Genomic DNA, 17,881 nt, shown 5'->3' with positions numbered 1-17,881 from the left:
GGACTTACTTGCGTCCCGGGGCGTTCTCATCAAGCCAGATCTGGTCGACTTCGAGGATGGCGGCTTCCGTTACGTTGGAGTCGACGCCGTGTACCCAGGGCTGCGTGGCGACGACCGCCTTGTTGTAGTTGTGGAACCACACCGGCGCCTGTTCGAAGATGTAGCCGTCTGCTTCCTTGGCCAGCTCGATGCGGCGCTTGGGGTCGGGATCGGACGAGGCGGCATCGATAATGGCGTCGAACTTCGGATCGGCATAGCCGCTGCGGTTGCAGGCCGAGCGGGAGACGCGGCTGTCGAAGCAGCGCAGCGCGCCGACCGGATCGGGACCCGTGCCGTTGGAACGGAACCATGCCATGGCTTCGCCGGCATTGATCGCATCGAGCAGGACGCCCGATTCCACCACCTTCGGCTTGGCGTTGATGCCGACCGCCGAGAGGAAGGGCATCATCGCCTGCAGAACGCCGAGGCTGCTTTCGCCATCGGTCACCATCGCCTCGAATTCGAAACCGTCGCCATAGCCGGCTTCCTTCAGGAGCTGCTTGGCCTTTTCCGGATCATAGGCATAGGGCTGGCGGTCCTTGTCGAAGGCGACCGAGGTCATCGGCAGCCAGCCCGTGGCCTTGAACGCCTTGTCCTTCAGGAGCTTGCGGATGATGATGTCGCGGTCGACGGCATAGTTGATCGCCTGACGCACGCGAACGTCGTTGAAGGGCGCCTTCTGGACGTTCATGCCCATATGGCGGGTAAAGAGTTCGGGAACCTCGATCAGGCCCTTCGATAGTTCCGGATCTGCCTTGTAGGCGGCATAGGCGCTGCCGGAAAGCACGGTGGCGTCCAGTTCGCCGGCGCGGAAGGCGACGTCGAGCGCGCTGTATTCATCGGTAATGGTGAATTCCACGCGGTCCGCATAGGGCTGGCCGGGCTTGTAATACTTGTCGAACTTTTCGCCGACGACGCGCGAACCCTCGACATGCTCGACGAAGCGGAACGGGCCGAGACCGACGGGATGCGACAGGAATTCCGGCTTGTCGGCTTCTTCCTTCGGCAGGATGGCGGTCACGGCCTCGAACAGCAGGGTGCCCGGCTCGAGGTAGTTCTTGAAGGTGATTTCAAGGGTGAAGTCGTCGATCTTCTTCAGGCCCGAGATCGAGGTCGCCTTGCCGGCCGCATAGTCTTCCGCGCCGACGATTTCCGAGATCATCGGCGAACCCGGATAGCCCTTCGCCGGGTCCATGATGCGGGTATAGGACCAGATCAGGTCGTCCGCCGTCATCTTGCGGCCGTTATGGAAATAGGCGTTGTCGCGCAGTTTGTAGGTAAAGGTCTTGCCGTCCGCAGAGGTCTCCACCGAGGTCGCCAGATCGAGCGCCGGCCGGTTTTCAGCCGAATCCCAGGTGTAGAGCGCACGATGGAAGGCCTTGGAAACGGCCATGTCCTGCGATTCATAGGTGATGTGCGGGTCGAGCGATTTCAGCGCCGAGCTGTAGGGGGCCGGCAGATGCAGCGTGCCGCCGGGGATCGGTGCCTCCGCCATAACCGGCGAGAACTGGGTCAGAACGCTGATTGCGGTGGCGGCAAGCAGAAGGCGGGCTGAACGCAAACAGCCAGCGGATGTTTTCAGTAATGTCATGGCAGTATCCCTCTAGTGGTTATTTTCTATCTTCAGGCTGCGAGCATTTCGTTTGATGCTCTTTTCCTGCCCCGCAGGAGGCGCGAGGCAAATTGGGTGTCAGGACGGGTTTAGGCCTCCCTTCAGGACGGCTTCGTGAATGAGCCGCCCGACATCGGGGAAAAACGTTCTGTCGTCGGCCGACCAGTGGCTGTCGGTCATCACGCAGGCGACGAAGCTTTTTCCGGATGCCGTCTCGGCATAGACGAGATCGTGGCGCGTCCAGCTCGTATGGCCCGCCTTCGACCACAGAAGCGTGGTCTCAGGCATTCCCTCCCCGAGAAAGCCCCGCGCCTGATCGCCTTCCGGCGGAATGCCGGTTTCGGCGAAGGCCCGCCGCTCCCGCGTGCGGTCCATCAGCTCCATCATCCAGTCGGAGGCATCGGCCGCGCCGCGCACGATGTCATGCATCAGCGCGGCGCAGGCGCGCGCCGTGAGGCGGTTGCCCTTCGAATGAGACCTTGCCTGATAGGAACAGCCATACGGGCTGTCTTCATAGGTGGCATGCAGGACGTTGATGTCGCGGAACTCCGGCCGGTCGAGACTTGTCAGCCAGTCCTGCACCGCGTGACGCCGGCGAAGCCAGTCGGCAAGGTCCGCCTCATCCAGGCAGGGACCGTCGAACGCACCCGTCAGCCGGCCCATGAGAAATGCCGTGGCTTCGTTGGACGACAGTTCGATCATGGCGCGGGCGGCGCGCCGGTCTTCGTCGTCAGGCTGAAAGCGCCCCATGGCCTCGAAGGCGGTGAAAGCGTAGAGACAGAAGAGCTTCATCACGCTTGCCGGATAGACCGGCACATCCTGTCGGTAACCGAAGAGCGCGGTCTCCGGCAAAGGCCCGCAACCGCTTCCGCGCAGCGGCCGGTCATGAACAGCGAGTGCCAGTCCGATGGCATCCGGCCCCAGTCTGCCGGCACTGCGTTCGCCCGCAAGGCCGATGATCCGGTTTCGAAGTTCGTCGAAGTCTGCCGCGTTCACGTATCAATCCGCATTCTGTTCGCCGTTCCGAAAGCGGTGCAAACCGGTCCCGGCAATGGCGATGTCATGATCAACATGAATGAAGCTTAAGTCCGATATGCTGCTCTTCGATACGAAAAATGCGCTGCAAGTTCATTCATTCATGATATGAAGTCGTGATGCGTGGACACGGGCCGGGGGTATTTCATGGGCGATCTCAATCTGCGGCAGATCGAGGTCTTCAGGGCCACGATGAAGTTCGGGACGGTGACGGCGGCGGCAGCCGCTCTCACCTCGTCGCAGCCGACGATTACCCGGGAATTGAGGCGTCTCGAGGATACGGTGGGCTTCCTGCTGTTCGAACGCCGGCGTCAGCGACTGCATCCGACAGCCCGGGCGCTGAAGCTCTATCACGAGGTACAGGCTTCCTTCATCGGCCTCGATCGCATCAATGTCTGCGTCCACGGGCTTCGTGGCTCCTATGACGAAATCCTCTATATCGCCACCCTGCCCGCCTTCGCCCAGAACCTGCTGCCCGAGGCGCTACAGCGTCTCATGACCCGTCACCCGCATGTTTCGGTGCGCATCGACACCTCCGACCCGCGGGACCAGTCGCCGATTTCCGGCTTCAACTTCGATATTGGCCTGATCGAGGGAAGCTATGGTTCGGAAAGCGCCGATGTCCTGACCGTCGGCAGTTTCGATCAGGTCTGCGTGATCCCTGCCGGCCATGCGCTGGCGGAAAAGAAGGTTCTCGTTCCTGAAGATTTCCACGATGTCGACTTCATTTCTCTCGGCGACAATGACCCCTTCCGCATGCAGATCGACCGCATGTTCGACGAAGCGGGGGTGACGCGAAAGATGTCGATCAGCACGCAATCGGCAAACGCCGTCTGCGAAATGGTTGCTTGCGGGCTCGGCGTTGCGATCATCAATCCGCTGACCGCCCTGTCCTATCGAGACAGACCCATCGTGCTCAGAAGGCTGTCCCGCTCGATCCGCTTTCTCGTTTCGGCACTGAGGCCGGCAAACCGGCCTGTGGTCAACAGCGGCGAGAGCCTCGTGCAATATCTGACCGCCGTCTGCGGCGAACGGGCGCGCCTGCTGGAAAGCATTCTGGAGCGATAGCGATTTCGATTGCTGCCGTTCACCCGCCTACACTTTGCCTTTCAAGAGCCGCCTTGTTCCCGTTCAATTTGCGAAACATGGCTGCAATCTTCGCGGCGAACACGAACAATATGACAGCCAGTGCGGCAGATATTATGATGACGGATTTGGGTATATCGATCGCAAACTTCTCCTGTATCATCCCGACATCCAGAAGTGAGCCCGCGACAAAAGCCGCTATCGCATATATATAGCTCTTTTCTTTGTCGATCTTGGCCCGTTCTTCGCTAAGGTGCGCTTGATCCAGGTTCTGTCGAGCTCGAATACTTGCTTCCGCCGCTTGCCTGGAAGCGTCCAGAGACGTTTCCAATATCTTCCCGAAAGCTTTGCGCTCCGGATCTTCGTTATCTGATAACCACGCAGCGCAATCGGCTGCGGATGCCTCGGAAATTTCAAAATCCAAGGCCTCTTCGGCAGCTATTCCCATGTCCTTGAGATGGGTTTCATGAGCCGTCAGGTGGCCGGATTTGGAGCCCCTTGCATCAACGCAGAAAACCCCGGATCCAACTTGGGCGCCATCCCTGTAGGCGGTGATCCTGACAAGTCCTTTGGATCGAATCCCGAGACGATCTTTTGCGTAAATGCAAACCGTCTTGGTGCGTCGTACGTAGCTGGGAAAATCTTCAACACTTTCAATATTCTCAATTTTCCGACAAATAAGTCTGTTCAATTGGGTTTTATTCAATTTAATAATCCTGATGCCTGAAACGCTCAGCTAAAGAGCAAATAACATCAGCCAACGAATTAAACTTTGTTAACGCCTCATGGCTTGAACACCTATCCTGATTGAGTTTTGACCCTAAAGCAGGTCATACACCCTGATGATCCAGCTGATCTGGTAGATGGCTCCGACCACCAGAAACACGAGCTGGAAACGTCTCCCCTTCACGAACATGGCCGTGATGGCGGCGGCCGCGAACAGGCATTGGCGCAGGATGTATTCAGTTCCGAGCGAGGCGAAATAGTCCTGTCCCTTGATCAGCGTATCGCCGATATCGAAGATGAAGGTCAGCGCAAGGACGCCGTAGAACCAGCGTTTGCGGGCCTCGAAATAGTGCTCGTAGCCCTGATAATCGGTGATCTGGTCGGGAAACAGCAGCGCGGTCAGCGCCGCATAGAGCATGGTGTAGACGATCAGGAAGAAATAGACCTGAAAGTTCCATTGCGGAACGAGCCTGAGGTGAAACTCATACCACCAGAAATGAATGATGGTGACGAGCAGGAAGAACGCCCATCCCAGATGGATCGGATAGATTTTCACGCTGCCCGGATGCTGCACGAAGCGCGTCAGGCCGTTCACCAGCCTCGCGAGGCTGAGGCCGAGAACCATGCCGACGATCACGCGCACATGGGTGAAGCCTTCCGCGCTGCTGGCCAGAGCATCCATTGTCCCACTCCCTACGAAACCTCGTCACTCCGTCGGTCGGCTCGCATGCAGCCCCACCAGACGCGACAGCAGGATAACCGTATAAAGCACGCCGAGCACGGCCTCGAATGCAGCGAAGGACTGTGCGTAGAAGCCGACCGGTGTGATGTCGCCGTACCCCACGGTCGTCAGCGTCACGAAGCTGTAGTAGACGAGTTGCTGCCAGCCGATCTGTGCGCCTGAGGAGGCAACGAAGGAACCCGGCTGCAGCCAGTCGATCAGCGCGAAGACCGCCGCGAAGCATGAACCGATGACGAGATAGAGCGAGGTCGCCGCCAGCACGACATCGGTGACGACGATGCGCGCCGTGAAGGTATAGCGGATCAGAACGGCGATCATCAGCCCGTGATAAACGATCGAGGTCACATAAACGTCGAGCGCCGCCAGCGGTCCTGGCCAGTAGGAATTGAGCAGTCCGACGACGAAAACCGCAACGCCCGAAATGCTGATCGCCGCCCGCCAGACCCTGCCCCGTTCCAGCGCCCAGGTGCCCGCCACGAAGATCGAGGCATAGAAGAGATAGAAAATCAGAGGCCCGACGCCACCGAGCGTCGACAGCGGATAAGTAAGGTTATGCAGCAGGATCGCGACCAGTAGCAAGACGTTGGCCGTCAGGGTTCGTTTCGACTGCCGACTGTCGGATTCTGTCATCATCTATGGGCGCCTTCCCCTTCCCGGCTACTCAGCGCGAGGAAAAGCATGCCGACCAGCACTCCGGTGCCAAGCATAAGCGTCGGAAGATGAATGACGAAGGACAGTGCTGACCACGCGCCGATGGTACAGACGGCGACGAGATAGCTCAGCGGCACCTTTTCGGCCATGGTGCGATGGAAAAGCGCGCTGCCGGCTAGGAAGAGCGCCGGACCGGAAAACGCGATCAGCGCGGTGGAGGCATGGGTGGCTTCCACCGGATGGGACGCCATCTGCTCGATGGCGACCGCGACCACGATCGCGCCACAGACCATGATACCATGCGCATAGGCGAGGCCTGCACGGGCAAGATCGGTGTGGTCCGCCGCATGGCTGAACCGATGCTCGCCCGTCTCCGAAAGCTGCACGAAATAGATCCACCAGATCGCGACGATCACAAGGAAGCCGACGAGTGCAGCGCCGAGCATCGGCGCGTCCAGCGGCTTTTCCACCAACATGGCGCCGAGGAGGAGCACGGATTCCCCAAGCGCGATGATGAAAACCTGCTGGTTGCGCTCCAGCAGATGGAGACCCTTCAGCGGCCAGGAAGACATCGGCGTTGCGCCCGCGCCGGGCAGCCAGAAGCCGGCATAGGGCGCTCCGTAATCGACTGCGACTGCCACGATCCACAGCCAGATCCTGTGCTCCGGCAGGAAAACGCCGGCAATCCAGAACAGGCCGGAAAGCACACTCCAGGCGCAGAGCTGCGCGTAGTTGCGGCCCATGCGCTCACCCCGGAAAACGAGCGCCATATAAGCGGCGCGGATCACCGCCATCGCTACGTAAGCGCCGACGAACAGGCCGGGGCGCTCCGAATACGCTTCGGGCACCGCGGCAGCCATCATCAGCGCACAGCCCATCAGGCAGACCATCAGCAGGCGGCCGTTACGATGGTCGGGGTTCAGCCAGTTGGTTGCCCAAGCGGTGTAGTTCCATGCCCACCATACCGCGGCAAACAGGGTCGCGGCTTCCACGACGCCCTCCCAGCTCTGGTGAGCGAGAAGGAAATGCGAAAGCTGGATGATGGAGAAGACATAGACCAGGTCGAAGAACAGCTCCATGTTCGTGACACGAGGCTGAGCGCCGGCATCCAGTTTACGCAGGGCGTCGGCGGGAAAAAGGCGGGCGAAGAGTGACTGGCTCATGGAGACCTTTTCAGGAGTGAGGAATTCCGTCCCAAGCTACGACCGCGCTCAGGACTTCAGCAAGAGCCAGGCGGCAAAACCGGCGATGGCGGCCGGGACGGCAAAGACGACGAGAAGGATCGGCAGTTCCTCCGATACGCCATAACCGGCCTTGGTCACGCCCACCCACATATTCGTCAGGGCCACGAGCAGCCAGACGGGCACGAAATACCGGGCAGCCAGCGCAATGCCAGCGGCATCCCCGCCCCACAACTTTCCAAAAAGCGCAAAAACGCCGAGCAGTATGAGGCCGGCGGAAATAACGAGCAGCATATGCATGAAAACAAGTCCCCCTATCCCCGCGCCCCCTAGCCGGTTGCGATCCGCGGAGGCAGGGCCACAAACGGCATCGCTCCCTGCACTTCAGAAAACGCGCAGGTCGAGCGCGCTGCACCGATGCGATCAAACTAACGCTTATATTGTCCTGATAAAGTGGGTTGCGATAACAACACCTGTCAGAAATAGCGAACAATTGGGAAGCGAACACCACTCGATGTCATGAGTGATCCGCGGAGCCCTCGGCTTGAATGCCATCGAGAGCGAGCACGGCCCGGGGAAAGACCTTGTGGCTGGACCAGCGAGGCACATCGAACCAAGCTACCTGCACCCCTAAAACTGTCTCACGAATGTCTCCGCGACTGCCAATATAGCAGCGTGGATCGGTCCCGCCGTGAGACTGGGCAACACGGAGCCGTCGACGACGTAGAGGTTGTCCAGACCGCGCAGACGCAGGCGGGGATCGACGACGGAGGCGTCATCCTTGCCCATCCGGCAGGTCCCGGAGGGATGGTGATGCGTGATCGCTGCCTTGGCGATGAAGGCGTCGATTTTTTCCGTGGTATCGAGCGGTCCCGGAAGCAGTTCGTGGCTGCGCCATTCGTCGAGTTCGGCTTGTTGTCCGATCTCGCGTGCCGCGACAAGGGCCGCGCGGAACATGCGACGGTCGTGATCGGTCTGCAGGTAGCACGGGTCGATCTGCAGCGGATCCGTCATCTCCGGTCCGGAAATGCGCACATCGCCACGGCTTGTGGGATGCGTCACGCCGAACAGGAAGGAATAGGCGGTTCCCGGTGCAGGCGCTGTCAAGCATTCCGAGACAATCGGCGCAACACCACAGCCGACCACGATTTCGGGCTGGCCGTCAGCGCTGAAATCTCCCGCCCGCATGTAGGCCATGCTCTCCGAATGCTGCAGGCGTGACGGCGCCACCTCTTTCCGAGCGGCGTAGAGATTACCCGCTCCGAGCAGATGGTCCATCAGGTTGTGGCCGAGCTCCGACGACTTGACCCGGCAGGTGACGCCGGCCTGTTTCAGGACGTCTTCAGGACCTATCCCGGAACGCATCAGCAGCGCCGGGCTTTCCAGCGAACCGGCCGACAGGATGACAATGTCGGGGCTGATGCTGGCACTGCCGTTTGGTCCGACAACCGCAAGGGCCGTAACTTTCGATCCCTCGAGTTCCAGACTGCGGGCAAGCGTTCCGGTCATGATCGTCAGGTTCGACCGTGCTCGCACCGATGGCGTAAGCCAGGCTTCGGACACCGTGACGCGCCGGCCGTCCCTGATCATCAGGGAATTGGGCGTGACGCCGACCATCTTGCCGGTGTTGTGGCCGGGGATGCGCGGCAGGCCCAATGCTTCGCCTGCCCGCATATAGGCCTGCGCCAGCGGGCTTACCTCATCACCGGGGATCCAGACGGGCATCGGCCCGCCCTTGCCGTGGATGCCGTCGCCGCCCGACGAATGGTCTTCGATGGCCAGAAAGGCCGGCAGCAGGCCCTCCCAGCTCCAGCGCTCGTCGCCAGTCGCCTCCGCCCAGACGGCGAAGTCGGCGGGATGACCGCGCATATAGCCCATGGCGTGCAACAGGCTCGATCCACCAAGCGCCTTGCCGCGTGCCCAGGCGTGGCTGCGTCCCGCCGTCCCCTTCTGGGGAAGGGTGCGATAGTCCCAGTCATAGCTGCGATGCTGGATCGCCGGCCACATGGCGGGCTTCCAGATATCGGGATCGGTCGGCTCGCCGCCCGCCTCGATCAAAAGCACCTGCCGCGCAGGATCTTCGCTCAGGCGGGCCGCGAGAAGGGCACCGGCAGAGCCGGCGCCAACGATTGCCACGTCATACTGTGCCATGGCTTATTTCTGATCTTCGGGGATAACCACGCCATCCAACGTCATCACTTCGCCGTCGAGAGAAACCGAGCAATTGCGAAGCGGAATATCGAGATGGCATGGCGTGTCGCGGTCGCCTCCGGCCTCGGTGTTCGGACCCGACGACCAGAGGAAGTTGCCGGCAAACGACCGGGCATCCATGCCGAGCTGCGCTTCCGGATTGTAGAGGCCGAGAACCGTCCAGTTCGCGCGGTTTTCGAGACCCCAGCCGACATGCGCCATTGCATAGGCCCTAGGATCGTTGAAGCTGTCCATGAACTTGCGCATGAACTCGGCATCGTAGCCGCCCTTGATGTCGACGATGTAACCCTTTTCGATGGTCACCGTGACGGGCGCACGGGCATATTTCTTGAACGGCAGGAGGATGTCGCCCTCGTCGATCACGATCGTGCCTTCGGCGCTGCCTTCGTCGGGCCAGCGTGCCGAGAAGCAGCTCGGCCAGTGGTCCCAGCGACCCGGCTCGTCGGCGAGACCGTACTGGGTGAGCACCGGATACTGCCCCAGCCGGCAACGGAAATCGGTTCCGGCCTTCGAGGTAACGTGCATTTCGCGCGCGGCGCCGATCTTGCGTGCTGCGGCGAGAACGCGCGCCTTGTCTTCGGGACGCGGGATCTGACGCATCATGATTTCCGGCGGTTCCACGGCGAGCAGCATGCGCGTGCCGCCCTTCAGCACCTCTTCCTGCTCCTTCGAAAACAGAAGCTGAAGGGTGTCGATCACCAGATCGGAAGCCTGGAGGCAGGCAAGCGCTGCGCTGTTTCCTTCGAGCGGCGTCTTGCCGACATAGCCTGACTTGTCGGGCGAAAGCGCCTTTTCGCCGTTCATCGGAGCAAGGTTAAGCTCGGTAACCACGGCCCCGAGATCCGATGCGGCGAGCTTGGCGATATAGGCGATCTGCTTGTTGCTGTCGTCGCCGGTCAGGATCGTCACCTGCTCGCCCGGTTTCAGATTGCACATGCCGAGAACCTGTCTCCAGCCCTTCAAGAACTGCGCGTCACTGATTGCCATGATGTCATACCTCCGTTGGGCCATTGCGTTGCCCGTTTGATATTTGTGGCTGCGACCAGGCGCGGACCCGGCCATGCCGGATCGAAGGCGCTCTTTGCTTTTGTCTTGTGGTCGAAGAGCCGGTTCCCGATTTCGCTGGTTTTCAGAGTGCTGTCTGGTTGGCCAACGAGAAAAAGTTTCGATTGTAATGAAGCAGTGGCGATGTTTCCGGCCCGAAGCGAATGGCCTTCACATTGCCGATGAAAATGGAGTGGCTGGACGTTTCCGAAATCGACGCAATCTCGCAGTCGAGATTGGCCATCGCACCGTCGAGGGCGGGAGCGCCGGTTGCCAGACGCGTCCATCCGTAAGGTGCGAACTTGTCATCTCCCACCTCTCCGATCTGGCCGGCAAACCGCATCGCGATTTCGCGCTGGTCGTCGGAGAGGATGTTGACGCAGAAACTGCCGGCGGCGGTGATCGCCTTGTGCGCCTCGCCGAAGCGGTTGACGCAGACCAGCATGGAGGGAGGCGTCATCGACATCGAGCAGACCGCCGTTGCCGTCAACCCGCGCCGGGTCGCTCCCTCACCGGCGGTGATGATGTTGACGGTCGCCGCAAGCTGTCGCATGGCCGAGCGAAAGTCGTCTGACAGCTGATCCGTTGGAAGCTGGGTCATTTGATACCTCCTTCGGCAGCGATGGCGGTTTCCAGAAACTGTGCGGCACAGACCAGTCGGTGGTCCGAACCGCGTGCGCCGACAAGCTGGACGCCGACGGGAAGCCCCTGCGGTCCATTGGTGACCGGCAGGCAGACCAGCGGCACCTGCAGGACACTCCAGAGACGGTTGAAGACCGGATCTCCCGTCGCCATGCCCTTCGGTGCTTCGCCGGGAGCGGCCAGCGTCAGCACGGCATCGAAGCGAGACAGAATCGCGTCCATCAGATGACGGATGCCGGGTATCTCGGCCATTGCCGAGCGGTAGCGGATCTCGTCCACGCGTCCCTGATCTTCCAGCATGGCCCTTGTGACCGGTGTCAATCCATCCCAGTGCCGGGCGATCTCGAAAGCAAGCGAGTGGGTCACTTCCCAGCCCATGACGGCTTCGTGCAGATCGAAGATGCCGTCATACCAGGCGGGTGCCGGGATGATCGTTGTTTCTGCTCCGGCTGCTTCCGCGATGGCTGCGAGCCGCTCGATTGCTTCAAGTGAGCTTCCTTCAGCCTTGTCGAGACGAGTTCCGGTCAGAATTCCGATGCGCGGCCGCGCTGGCGGTGTCGGGTTCTCCAGACCGGACCGGCCGCTCAAAGCCGCAGCGCAATGGGCCGCATCGCCGATATTGCGCGTAATGATACCGAGTGTATCGAGACTATGGCAGAGCACCTTGATGCCGACGGTGTTGATCAGCCCGAAGCTCGGCTTGAACGCCGTGACGCCGCAGAAACTTGCTGGGCGAATGACCGAGCCGGAAGTCTGCGTGCCGAAGGCGACCGGCACCATGCCTGCCGCGACAGCCGCGCACGAGCCCGACGACGAGCCGCCGGGGGTGTGGGCGGGGTTGTGCGGATTGCGCGTCTTGTTCGGGCTCGCCATCGCCAGTTCGGTGCTGACGGTCTTGCCAAGGATCAATCCTCCGGCGTTGCTGGCATTCTGCACGCATGCCGCATCCCACGGCGGCTGAAAGCCGTCATAGATAGAGGTGCCATAGCCTGTCGGCATGTCGGCGGTGTCGATTACGTCCTTCACGCCAATCGGCACGCCGGCGAGGAGACCCGTCACACCCTGCCGATCCATTGCGTCGGCAGAGGCAAGCGCCTGATCCGCGTCGAGATGCTGCCAGGCCATCACCGGCCCGTCGGTCTCGTCGATATGTTTCAGATGCGCTTCAGTGACGGCGCGTACCGTCAGTGCGCGCGAACGCACGGCCGAAGCGATGTCGCGGGCGCTCAATGCGAGGATTTCTTTGTCTTGCACGAGATTTCTCCTCAGCCAAAAAGGGCGGGTCGCCGGTTGATCCACGGAGCGGAACGCTCAAGCTCCGCGGCCAGCGAAAGAAGCAGGGCATCCTTGCCGAAGGCGGCACCGAAATGCGATCCGACTGGCAGACCTTTCGCGCTCATGCCCAGCGGAACCGACATCGCCGGGCAGCCCGAGGTGTTGAAAACAGCGGTGAAGGGCGAGTGCGACCAAAACAGGTCATAGAATTCGTCGAGCGTCTTGCCGCGGCCAGCGAGCTTGCCCAGCAGGGGAGCCGGTTCCGCCGCCGCGGGCGTCAACATGACATCGTACCGGCTAAAGAAAGCCGCCATGGCGCGCGACGAGGCGTGAAGCTGGTTGATCGCCCAGAGGTAGCGTGTGCCGGGAACGGCCAGCGCCTCGCGGACCCATTCCTGATTGACGGGTTCAAGCCTGGACAGGTTCGCTGAGGCCAGGTCTCCGCCGGTCACTCCCAGCGCGACATTGACCCCGACGACAATACGCCAGGCGGTTTTCAGAGCTTCGGCGTCATAGCCCGCATCCCGGACCTTTTCGACATGGTGGCCGAGACCTTCCAGAAGACGCGCCGTTTCCTCGACGCTCGCAACCATGTCCGGTTCGACAGGGCTCCCGGTGGGCACCTCGACGATCATCGCAATCTTCAGGCGCGGTGGCGTCTTGTCGGTGGCAGCAAGATAGCTGCCAGCAACGGCCGGTGAAGCCCATGGGTCACCCGCGTCTGCGCCGGCGGATATGTCGAGCATGGCGGCATTGTCGCGAACCGACCAGGAGACCGCGTGCGGGGTCGACATTCCGCCGATCGCCTCGGCCGAGGCTGGGCCCACGGGGTTGACCAGCCGCGACGGCTTGAAGCCGAACAACCCGCAATGGCTTGCCGGAAGTCTGGTCGAGCCGGCGCCATCCGAGCTGTTGGCAATTGGAACCATACCGCTCGCCACAGCGGCGGTCGAGCCGCCGGACGAGCCGCCAGCTGTGCGCTCGAGATCCCAGGGATTGCGGGTGGGTCCGAACGCATCGGGTTCGGTTGTGAAGCTGAGGGCGAATTCCGGCGTGTTGGACTTGCCCAGGATCACCATGCCCGCCGCCTTGTAGCGTGCGGTAATCGTGGAATCCCGCTTGCTGACATTGTTGCGTAGCAGTTCGGATCCGGTCGACAGGATCATGCCCTCGGCTTCGAAGCCGGTGTTTTTCAGGAGCGTGGGAACCCCGGAAAGCGGGCCTTCCGGCAATCCTTCCGCTACCTGCTTGCGGGCAAGATCGAAATGCTCATGCACGACGGCATTCAATTTCGGGTTCAGCCGCTCGACGCGCTCGATCGCCGCTTCGAGGACTTCGCCGACGCTGACTTCGCGTTTGGCAATCAATCCGGATAAAGCGATGCCGTCCAGTGTCGCAAGATCATTCATCGGTTCAGCCCATCTGCGTCTTGAAGATGTCGAGGTCCCACATGTCCTTGCTGGAGGCGAACAGACCGTCGCGGAACTCGAAGATGTGCAGGCCGTCGAGTGCGATCTGCCTTGGGGTTGGGTCGCCGCTGCGAGGCGTGAACGTACCAGTCATGAAATAGGGAACGGCGACCTGATTGGCGGCCCGGACATAACCGCGCCGGTCCCAGGAGACGTCGGGCAGCATCCGCCAGAAGCCGAGAAGTCCCTCCGCAAGGGCTGCGCGACCTTCGCGACGCTTGGCCATCGCGACTTCCTCGTGCCAGCCATCGGGATGATAGAGAGAGGCCACCTGTTCCGCGTCACGCGACGCGTAGGCCTGATAGAGGCAGTCAATGAGCGTGGCGTGATCCATCACGGGCTCCCGCATTGTCAGACAAAGAGAACCCCGCCCTTCACTGGGTCGGGCGGGGTCGACTTGAGTTCACTCGATGCCGGCGATCTTCTTCACCTGAGCGACATATCCGTCGCGTTTGACTTCGTTGTAAAGTCTTGCGCGAAGAGCGGGGGCCGGCGTGGCATTGACGTTTTCGAACAATGCGACGCGGCCGGCAAGAGAGCCGGAGGTCATGTCCCAGATGAAATTCATCAGCTGTTCCTTGACCATTGCCGACACGCCATGGCCGGGCAGGAGTTCATGCAGGAAGTGGCCGACATCCGGATTATCGAAGGCCTTCTTGCCGAAGCGCATGACGAGACCCTGACCGCACATTTCCTGAAGGATGTGGATGATCTTGGGGTAGTTCTCGATCGAGTAAAGGCGACCGGCCGTCAGCATCCCGACATCCGGGCGCATGACGTCACCTTCCGTTGGCACGGCGAGAGCCTCTGCCGCCGTCACGAAGGCGCGCAGCGTCTGGGCGTATTCGACGAGCTGGCCGAGCATCATCTGTACGGCCGGGATCTTGCCGGTGCCGAGATAGTCGAGGACCATCTGCCCCGCCCCGACAAACAGTTCCGCCTTGACGGCCAGACGGGTGAGCACGTGCCAGTGCGCGAAAACGCAGACCGGGCCGTAGTAGCTCATCGCGGTCGGGTCGCCGAGATTGAAAAGCCGCTCCTTCGGAACGAAGACGTTGTCGAAGACGATAAACTGGTCGGCTTCCTCACCGAGGCTGGCGACCGGATGATCGAACTTGCCGGACAATGGCTGCGACACCATCTCGCGCGAGATCATCTTGATACCGGGGGTGTCGATCGGCACCGAACCCCAGATGCAGGCGTCCGCCGGGGTTTCCTGAATCCCGCCGAGATTGGTGAAAAAGATGTCGTTCGCCTGGGCGGCGATGGAGCCGACAGTCTTGGCGCCGTAGATGTAGACACCGTCCTTGGTGACCTTGCGCGCCTTGAGCAGAGAGGCCTCGGAGGCCTTGGGTGACGAGCGGTCGGCCTGCGGGCCGGCAAGGCTTTCCGATGCGGTCAGATTATTGTTCTGACCGTATTCCATGTAGCGTTCGATGTTTTCGGCAAAGTCCGGATCGATGCCTTCGATCAGGGACTTCTTCTTCTTGAAGGTCGGCAGATAGGCGTAGAGGCCGACGACGATCGACGGCGCGAGATCCGGCGGACGGCCAAAGGTGCCGGCGGTCTTGAGCGAGGTGTATTCGATCATCTTGCGACGCGCGGCAAGGTCTTCCTTGGTACGCGGGATCTGCCAGGACCGGCTTAGTACGGCGCCGACCTTTTCGTCGTAATAGGTGGTCGCGTCGGCGTGTTCCTCGGTGAACTGGTCATCGAACATCGAGGCCAGCAGGTCGATGCCCCGTGCCAGCGCCGGTTCATCATAGACCGAGTTCAGTTTTTCACCGCCAACCCAGATCTGGCGATTATCCTTGAGTGATTCCTTGTATTCCTCACCAGTCTTGAGCCTGTGAGGCGCGTCCTTTGTGGACTTCAGCGTTCCCGTCTCTGTCATTTGGGCCTCCTGTTGGAATTCGGATTGCCGCTCGCGCCCCTTGGACGCAAGGGCTAAATCAAGCTTTTTCTTCGCGCACCTGACGGATCACTTCCGTCGCAACCCGCATCGCGTCCAGCGCCGCCGGAACGCCGCAGTAGATCGCCGCCTGCAGGATGACTTCGACGATCTCTTCCTCCGTCACGCCATTGTTCAGCGCGCCGCGGACATGGATCTTGATCTCGTGCGGGCGGTTGAGCGCCGTCAGCATCGCGAGATTGAGGAAACTGCGGGTCTTGCGCTCCAGCCCCGGGCGGGTCCAGATTTCCCCCCAGCACCACTCGGTCACGAGCTTCTGCAAGGGAGCGGTGAGGTCGTCGGCACTGGCAAGCGATGGTGCCACATATGCATCGCCTAGAACTTCACGCCTTACCTGCAGACCTTTCTGGAATTGTTCACCGCTGAATTCAGGACGAGTCATGCATCTCTCCGTTAAGGTGGGTAGGCAGGCAGTTGTCGAACCGGTCACTCTGCCGTTCTGATGGTTAAGACTAGACACGCCGGACTTGACCTGTCAATAGATTGTATGACAAGATTACGGTCATATTGTAGGAGCGTTTCTTGCACCGTCATTTTATCGCGCTGAGGAATGAATGAGCATGACTGAACCGACGGAGGAGCCCGATGCAGGAATTGCGCCATTCGAACTCTATGCCCTGCGCTATGCCGTGCACGGCGGAAGAACTGCCAAGGACAACTTTCTCCATGCCGACGATCCGCACGAGGCGGGAGAGAACCTCGACTATTTCATCTGGCTAGCGCGTCGCGAGGACGAGGTGTTCGTCATCGATACGGGATTCGGCATCGAAGCGGCGAAGGAACGCGGACGCACCCTGCTGCGTGAACCCAAGGATGCGCTCGCCCTGCTTGGCGTTGATGCTCGCGAGGTGTCGCAGGTCGTCCTGACGCATCTTCACTACGATCATGCCGGGACCTTGGGACACTTTCCCTCCGCACGGTTCCATCTTCAGGTCGATGAAGCTGGACATGCCACGGGTCCCTGCATGTGCGACGCGAAGGCCCGTGGGCCTTTCGACGTTGAGAATATCGTCGCCTATATCCGAAGCCTCTATGCTGGCAGGATCGAGTTCCATAGAGGCGACCGAGAGCTCGTCCCGGGTTTCTGGCTGCATTCGATACCGGGTCACAGCGCCGGCCTCCAGGCTGTGCGTGTCATGACACGCCGAGGCTGGGTCGTTCTGGCGTCCGATGCGACGCATTTCTACGCCAACATGGAACGTCAAAATCCCTTCCCGGTGCTTTTCGACGAAGCTGCGCTCATTCGCGGCTATTCGAGACTGATCGAACTTGCGCCCAGCCTCGACCACATCGTGCCTGGGCATGATCCGGCGGTGATGCGCGCCTATCCGCCGGCTTCGACGGAACTGGAAGGCATCGTCGTCCGGCTGGATGTCGCGCCCGCGCTCACCTGGGAGGAGCTGGCGCGATGAATGCCCCGAACGGAAGAGGCGTCCTGATTACCGGTTCCGCCCTCGGTCTGGGGCTGGAACTGGCGCGATCCTTTGCCAAGGCGGGTGACAGGGTCTTTCTGACTGATGTCCTGTCCGAGGTGCGAGATGCCGCCGATCTGCTCGCCGAAGAGACCGGCCGGCCGGTCGGCGTGCACGTAACCGATCTGTCTGAAACAGGTGCCGCTTCGCGCCTCGTCGCCGAAGCGGAAGGTCACCTCGGCGCGATCGACGTGCTGATCAACAATGCGGTGGTTCGCAAGATGTCGCCGGTGGAAACGCTTGACGATGCAGACTGGGACCGGGCGCTCGAGGTCAATCTTTCCGCGCCGTTCCGGTTGATCAGGGCGTGCCTGCCGGGGATGCGGGAGCGCAATCAGGGGCGCATCGTCAATATGGCCTCCGTCTACAGCCTGATCGCACTTGCCGGGCGGGCGGATTATGTCACCACCAAGCACGCCATGATCGGCCTGACCCGCACCATCGCTCTCGAACTGGCATCGACGCGTATCACCTGCAACGCGATCTGCCCCGGCTTGATGGCAACGGATTCGGCACTCGGCCGCATCGAGACCTTGGCGGACGAAAAAGGGATTTCCCGCGACGAGGCGGAAAAGCTTTTCCTTTCCACCCGACAGCCGGGAGGGAAGTTCATTCCGATAGAAACGGTGACGGCGCTTGCGCAGTTCCTTTGCGGCCCCTCCAGCGAGGGCATCAACGGGGCGGCCATTCCCGTGGACAATGGCTGGTCTTTCGCTTGAACGGC

Annotated in this window: 18 protein-coding genes; 3 read left to right on the top strand and 15 right to left on the bottom strand. The window is 61.1% G+C overall.

Annotation, left to right across the window (positions count from 1 at the left end; all coding sequences use genetic code 11):
- Nucleotides 1-4: 4 nt before the first annotated feature.
- Together H4I99_RS18140 and H4I99_RS24555 are read right to left on the bottom strand one after the other, a co-directional pair.
- On the bottom strand, nucleotides 5-1,630 hold the full coding sequence (locus H4I99_RS18140; RefSeq protein ID WP_163897906.1) for an ABC transporter substrate-binding protein: 1,626 nt from the start codon (nucleotides 1,628-1,630) through the stop codon (nucleotides 5-7).
- 99 nt (nucleotides 1,631-1,729) lie between these two features.
- Nucleotides 1,730-2,647: a serine hydrolase gene (locus tag H4I99_RS24555; protein WP_163897903.1), complete on the bottom strand. Its 918-nt coding sequence runs from the start codon at nucleotides 2,645-2,647 to the stop codon at nucleotides 1,730-1,732.
- 186 nt (nucleotides 2,648-2,833) lie between these two features.
- Here H4I99_RS24555 and H4I99_RS18130 point away from each other — a divergent pair, with 186 nt between their 5' ends.
- On the top strand, nucleotides 2,834-3,754 hold the full coding sequence (locus H4I99_RS18130) for a LysR family transcriptional regulator (protein ID WP_163897900.1): 921 nt from the start codon (nucleotides 2,834-2,836) through the stop codon (nucleotides 3,752-3,754).
- Between the two features lie 19 nt (nucleotides 3,755-3,773).
- On the opposite strand, the gene H4I99_RS18125 is transcribed toward H4I99_RS18130, so the two are convergent.
- From H4I99_RS18125 to H4I99_RS18065, 13 genes are all read right to left on the bottom strand, one after another.
- Nucleotides 3,774-4,478: a hypothetical protein gene (locus H4I99_RS18125; RefSeq protein WP_163897898.1), complete on the bottom strand. Its 705-nt coding sequence runs from the start codon at nucleotides 4,476-4,478 to the stop codon at nucleotides 3,774-3,776.
- A gap of 114 nt (nucleotides 4,479-4,592) precedes the next feature.
- Nucleotides 4,593-5,180: a hypothetical protein gene (locus tag H4I99_RS18120; protein ID WP_163897896.1), complete on the bottom strand. Its 588-nt coding sequence runs from the start codon at nucleotides 5,178-5,180 to the stop codon at nucleotides 4,593-4,595.
- 24 nt (nucleotides 5,181-5,204) lie between these two features.
- Nucleotides 5,205-5,873, bottom strand: a complete 669-nt coding sequence (locus H4I99_RS18115) for a potassium channel family protein (protein ID WP_163897893.1) — start codon at nucleotides 5,871-5,873, stop codon at nucleotides 5,205-5,207.
- Nucleotides 5,870-7,054 (bottom strand): low temperature requirement protein A, encoded by a 1,185-nt coding sequence (locus H4I99_RS18110; RefSeq protein WP_163897890.1) that lies wholly within the window; start codon nucleotides 7,052-7,054, stop codon nucleotides 5,870-5,872. The genes H4I99_RS18115 and H4I99_RS18110 overlap by 4 nt, the downstream gene beginning before the upstream one ends.
- A 48-nt stretch (nucleotides 7,055-7,102) precedes the next feature.
- Nucleotides 7,103-7,372, bottom strand: coding sequence for a hypothetical protein (locus H4I99_RS18105; protein ID WP_163897888.1), 270 nt, complete (start codon nucleotides 7,370-7,372; stop codon nucleotides 7,103-7,105).
- Between the two features lie 330 nt (nucleotides 7,373-7,702).
- Complete coding sequence (locus tag H4I99_RS18100; RefSeq protein ID WP_163897885.1) at nucleotides 7,703-9,223, bottom strand: GMC family oxidoreductase; 1,521 nt, start codon at nucleotides 9,221-9,223, stop codon at nucleotides 7,703-7,705.
- Between the two features lie 3 nt (nucleotides 9,224-9,226).
- Entirely contained in the window at nucleotides 9,227-10,270 is a 1,044-nt protein-coding gene (locus tag H4I99_RS18095; RefSeq protein ID WP_163897883.1) for a 2,5-dihydroxypyridine 5,6-dioxygenase NicX family protein, read from the bottom strand.
- A gap of 142 nt (nucleotides 10,271-10,412) precedes the next feature.
- Nucleotides 10,413-10,928, bottom strand: a complete 516-nt coding sequence (locus H4I99_RS18090; protein ID WP_163897880.1) for a flavin reductase family protein — start codon at nucleotides 10,926-10,928, stop codon at nucleotides 10,413-10,415.
- On the bottom strand, nucleotides 10,925-12,223 hold the full coding sequence (locus H4I99_RS18085; RefSeq protein WP_163897877.1) for an amidase: 1,299 nt from the start codon (nucleotides 12,221-12,223) through the stop codon (nucleotides 10,925-10,927). Before H4I99_RS18085 ends, H4I99_RS18090 begins: the two co-directional genes overlap by 4 nt.
- Before the next feature lie 11 nt (nucleotides 12,224-12,234).
- Complete coding sequence (locus H4I99_RS18080; protein WP_163897874.1) at nucleotides 12,235-13,653, bottom strand: amidase; 1,419 nt, start codon at nucleotides 13,651-13,653, stop codon at nucleotides 12,235-12,237.
- Nucleotides 13,654-13,657: 4 nt separating this feature from the next.
- Nucleotides 13,658-14,047: a nuclear transport factor 2 family protein gene (locus H4I99_RS18075; RefSeq protein ID WP_163897871.1), complete on the bottom strand. Its 390-nt coding sequence runs from the start codon at nucleotides 14,045-14,047 to the stop codon at nucleotides 13,658-13,660.
- Nucleotides 14,048-14,116: 69 nt separating this feature from the next.
- Nucleotides 14,117-15,607, bottom strand: a complete 1,491-nt coding sequence (locus tag H4I99_RS18070; protein WP_163897868.1) for a 4-hydroxyphenylacetate 3-hydroxylase N-terminal domain-containing protein — start codon at nucleotides 15,605-15,607, stop codon at nucleotides 14,117-14,119.
- Nucleotides 15,608-15,665: 58 nt separating this feature from the next.
- Nucleotides 15,666-16,067 (bottom strand): carboxymuconolactone decarboxylase family protein, encoded by a 402-nt coding sequence (locus H4I99_RS18065; protein ID WP_099060297.1) that lies wholly within the window; start codon nucleotides 16,065-16,067, stop codon nucleotides 15,666-15,668.
- 178 nt (nucleotides 16,068-16,245) lie between these two features.
- On the opposite strand from H4I99_RS18065, the gene H4I99_RS18060 reads away from it, so the two are divergent.
- Entirely contained in the window at nucleotides 16,246-17,097 is an 852-nt protein-coding gene (locus H4I99_RS18060; RefSeq protein WP_163897863.1) for an N-acyl homoserine lactonase family protein, read from the top strand.
- Entirely contained in the window at nucleotides 17,094-17,876 is a 783-nt protein-coding gene (locus tag H4I99_RS18055) for an SDR family NAD(P)-dependent oxidoreductase (RefSeq protein ID WP_163897860.1), read from the top strand. The genes H4I99_RS18060 and H4I99_RS18055 overlap by 4 nt, the downstream gene beginning before the upstream one ends.
- Nucleotides 17,877-17,881: the final 5 nt, after the last annotated feature.

It is taken from the genome of Paenirhizobium daejeonense (assembly GCF_014280875.1).
In the GTDB taxonomy this organism is placed as follows: domain Bacteria; phylum Pseudomonadota; class Alphaproteobacteria; order Rhizobiales; family Rhizobiaceae; genus Allorhizobium; species Allorhizobium daejeonense.
This window is presented reverse-complemented; position numbering and strand designations above follow the sequence as displayed.

What these genes read in the sequence shown, in the direction of transcription:
- H4I99_RS18090 (WP_163897880.1), bottom strand. Translation starts at nt 10,928, where the DNA reads ATGACCCAGCTTCCAACGGATCAGCTGTCAGACGACTTTCGCTCGGCC.
- H4I99_RS18115 (WP_163897893.1), bottom strand. Translation starts at nt 5,873, where the DNA reads ATGATGACAGAATCCGACAGTCGGCAGTCGAAACGAACCCTGACGGCC.
- H4I99_RS18075 (WP_163897871.1), bottom strand. Translation starts at nt 14,047, where the DNA reads ATGGATCACGCCACGCTCATTGACTGCCTCTATCAGGCCTACGCGTCG.
- H4I99_RS18060 (WP_163897863.1), top strand. Translation starts at nt 16,246, where the DNA reads ATGACTGAACCGACGGAGGAGCCCGATGCAGGAATTGCGCCATTCGAA.
- H4I99_RS18065 (WP_099060297.1), bottom strand. Translation starts at nt 16,067, where the DNA reads ATGACTCGTCCTGAATTCAGCGGTGAACAATTCCAGAAAGGTCTGCAG.
- H4I99_RS18110 (WP_163897890.1), bottom strand. Translation starts at nt 7,054, where the DNA reads ATGAGCCAGTCACTCTTCGCCCGCCTTTTTCCCGCCGACGCCCTGCGT.
- H4I99_RS18095 (WP_163897883.1), bottom strand. Translation starts at nt 10,270, where the DNA reads ATGGCAATCAGTGACGCGCAGTTCTTGAAGGGCTGGAGACAGGTTCTC.
- H4I99_RS18140 (WP_163897906.1), bottom strand. Translation starts at nt 1,630, where the DNA reads ATGACATTACTGAAAACATCCGCTGGCTGTTTGCGTTCAGCCCGCCTT.
- H4I99_RS18130 (WP_163897900.1), top strand. Translation starts at nt 2,834, where the DNA reads ATGGGCGATCTCAATCTGCGGCAGATCGAGGTCTTCAGGGCCACGATG.
- H4I99_RS18120 (WP_163897896.1), bottom strand. Translation starts at nt 5,180, where the DNA reads ATGGATGCTCTGGCCAGCAGCGCGGAAGGCTTCACCCATGTGCGCGTG.
- H4I99_RS18055 (WP_163897860.1), top strand. Translation starts at nt 17,094, where the DNA reads ATGAATGCCCCGAACGGAAGAGGCGTCCTGATTACCGGTTCCGCCCTC.
- H4I99_RS18105 (WP_163897888.1), bottom strand. Translation starts at nt 7,372, where the DNA reads ATGCATATGCTGCTCGTTATTTCCGCCGGCCTCATACTGCTCGGCGTT.
- H4I99_RS18100 (WP_163897885.1), bottom strand. Translation starts at nt 9,223, where the DNA reads ATGGCACAGTATGACGTGGCAATCGTTGGCGCCGGCTCTGCCGGTGCC.
- H4I99_RS18080 (WP_163897874.1), bottom strand. Translation starts at nt 13,653, where the DNA reads ATGAATGATCTTGCGACACTGGACGGCATCGCTTTATCCGGATTGATT.
- H4I99_RS18070 (WP_163897868.1), bottom strand. Translation starts at nt 15,607, where the DNA reads ATGACAGAGACGGGAACGCTGAAGTCCACAAAGGACGCGCCTCACAGG.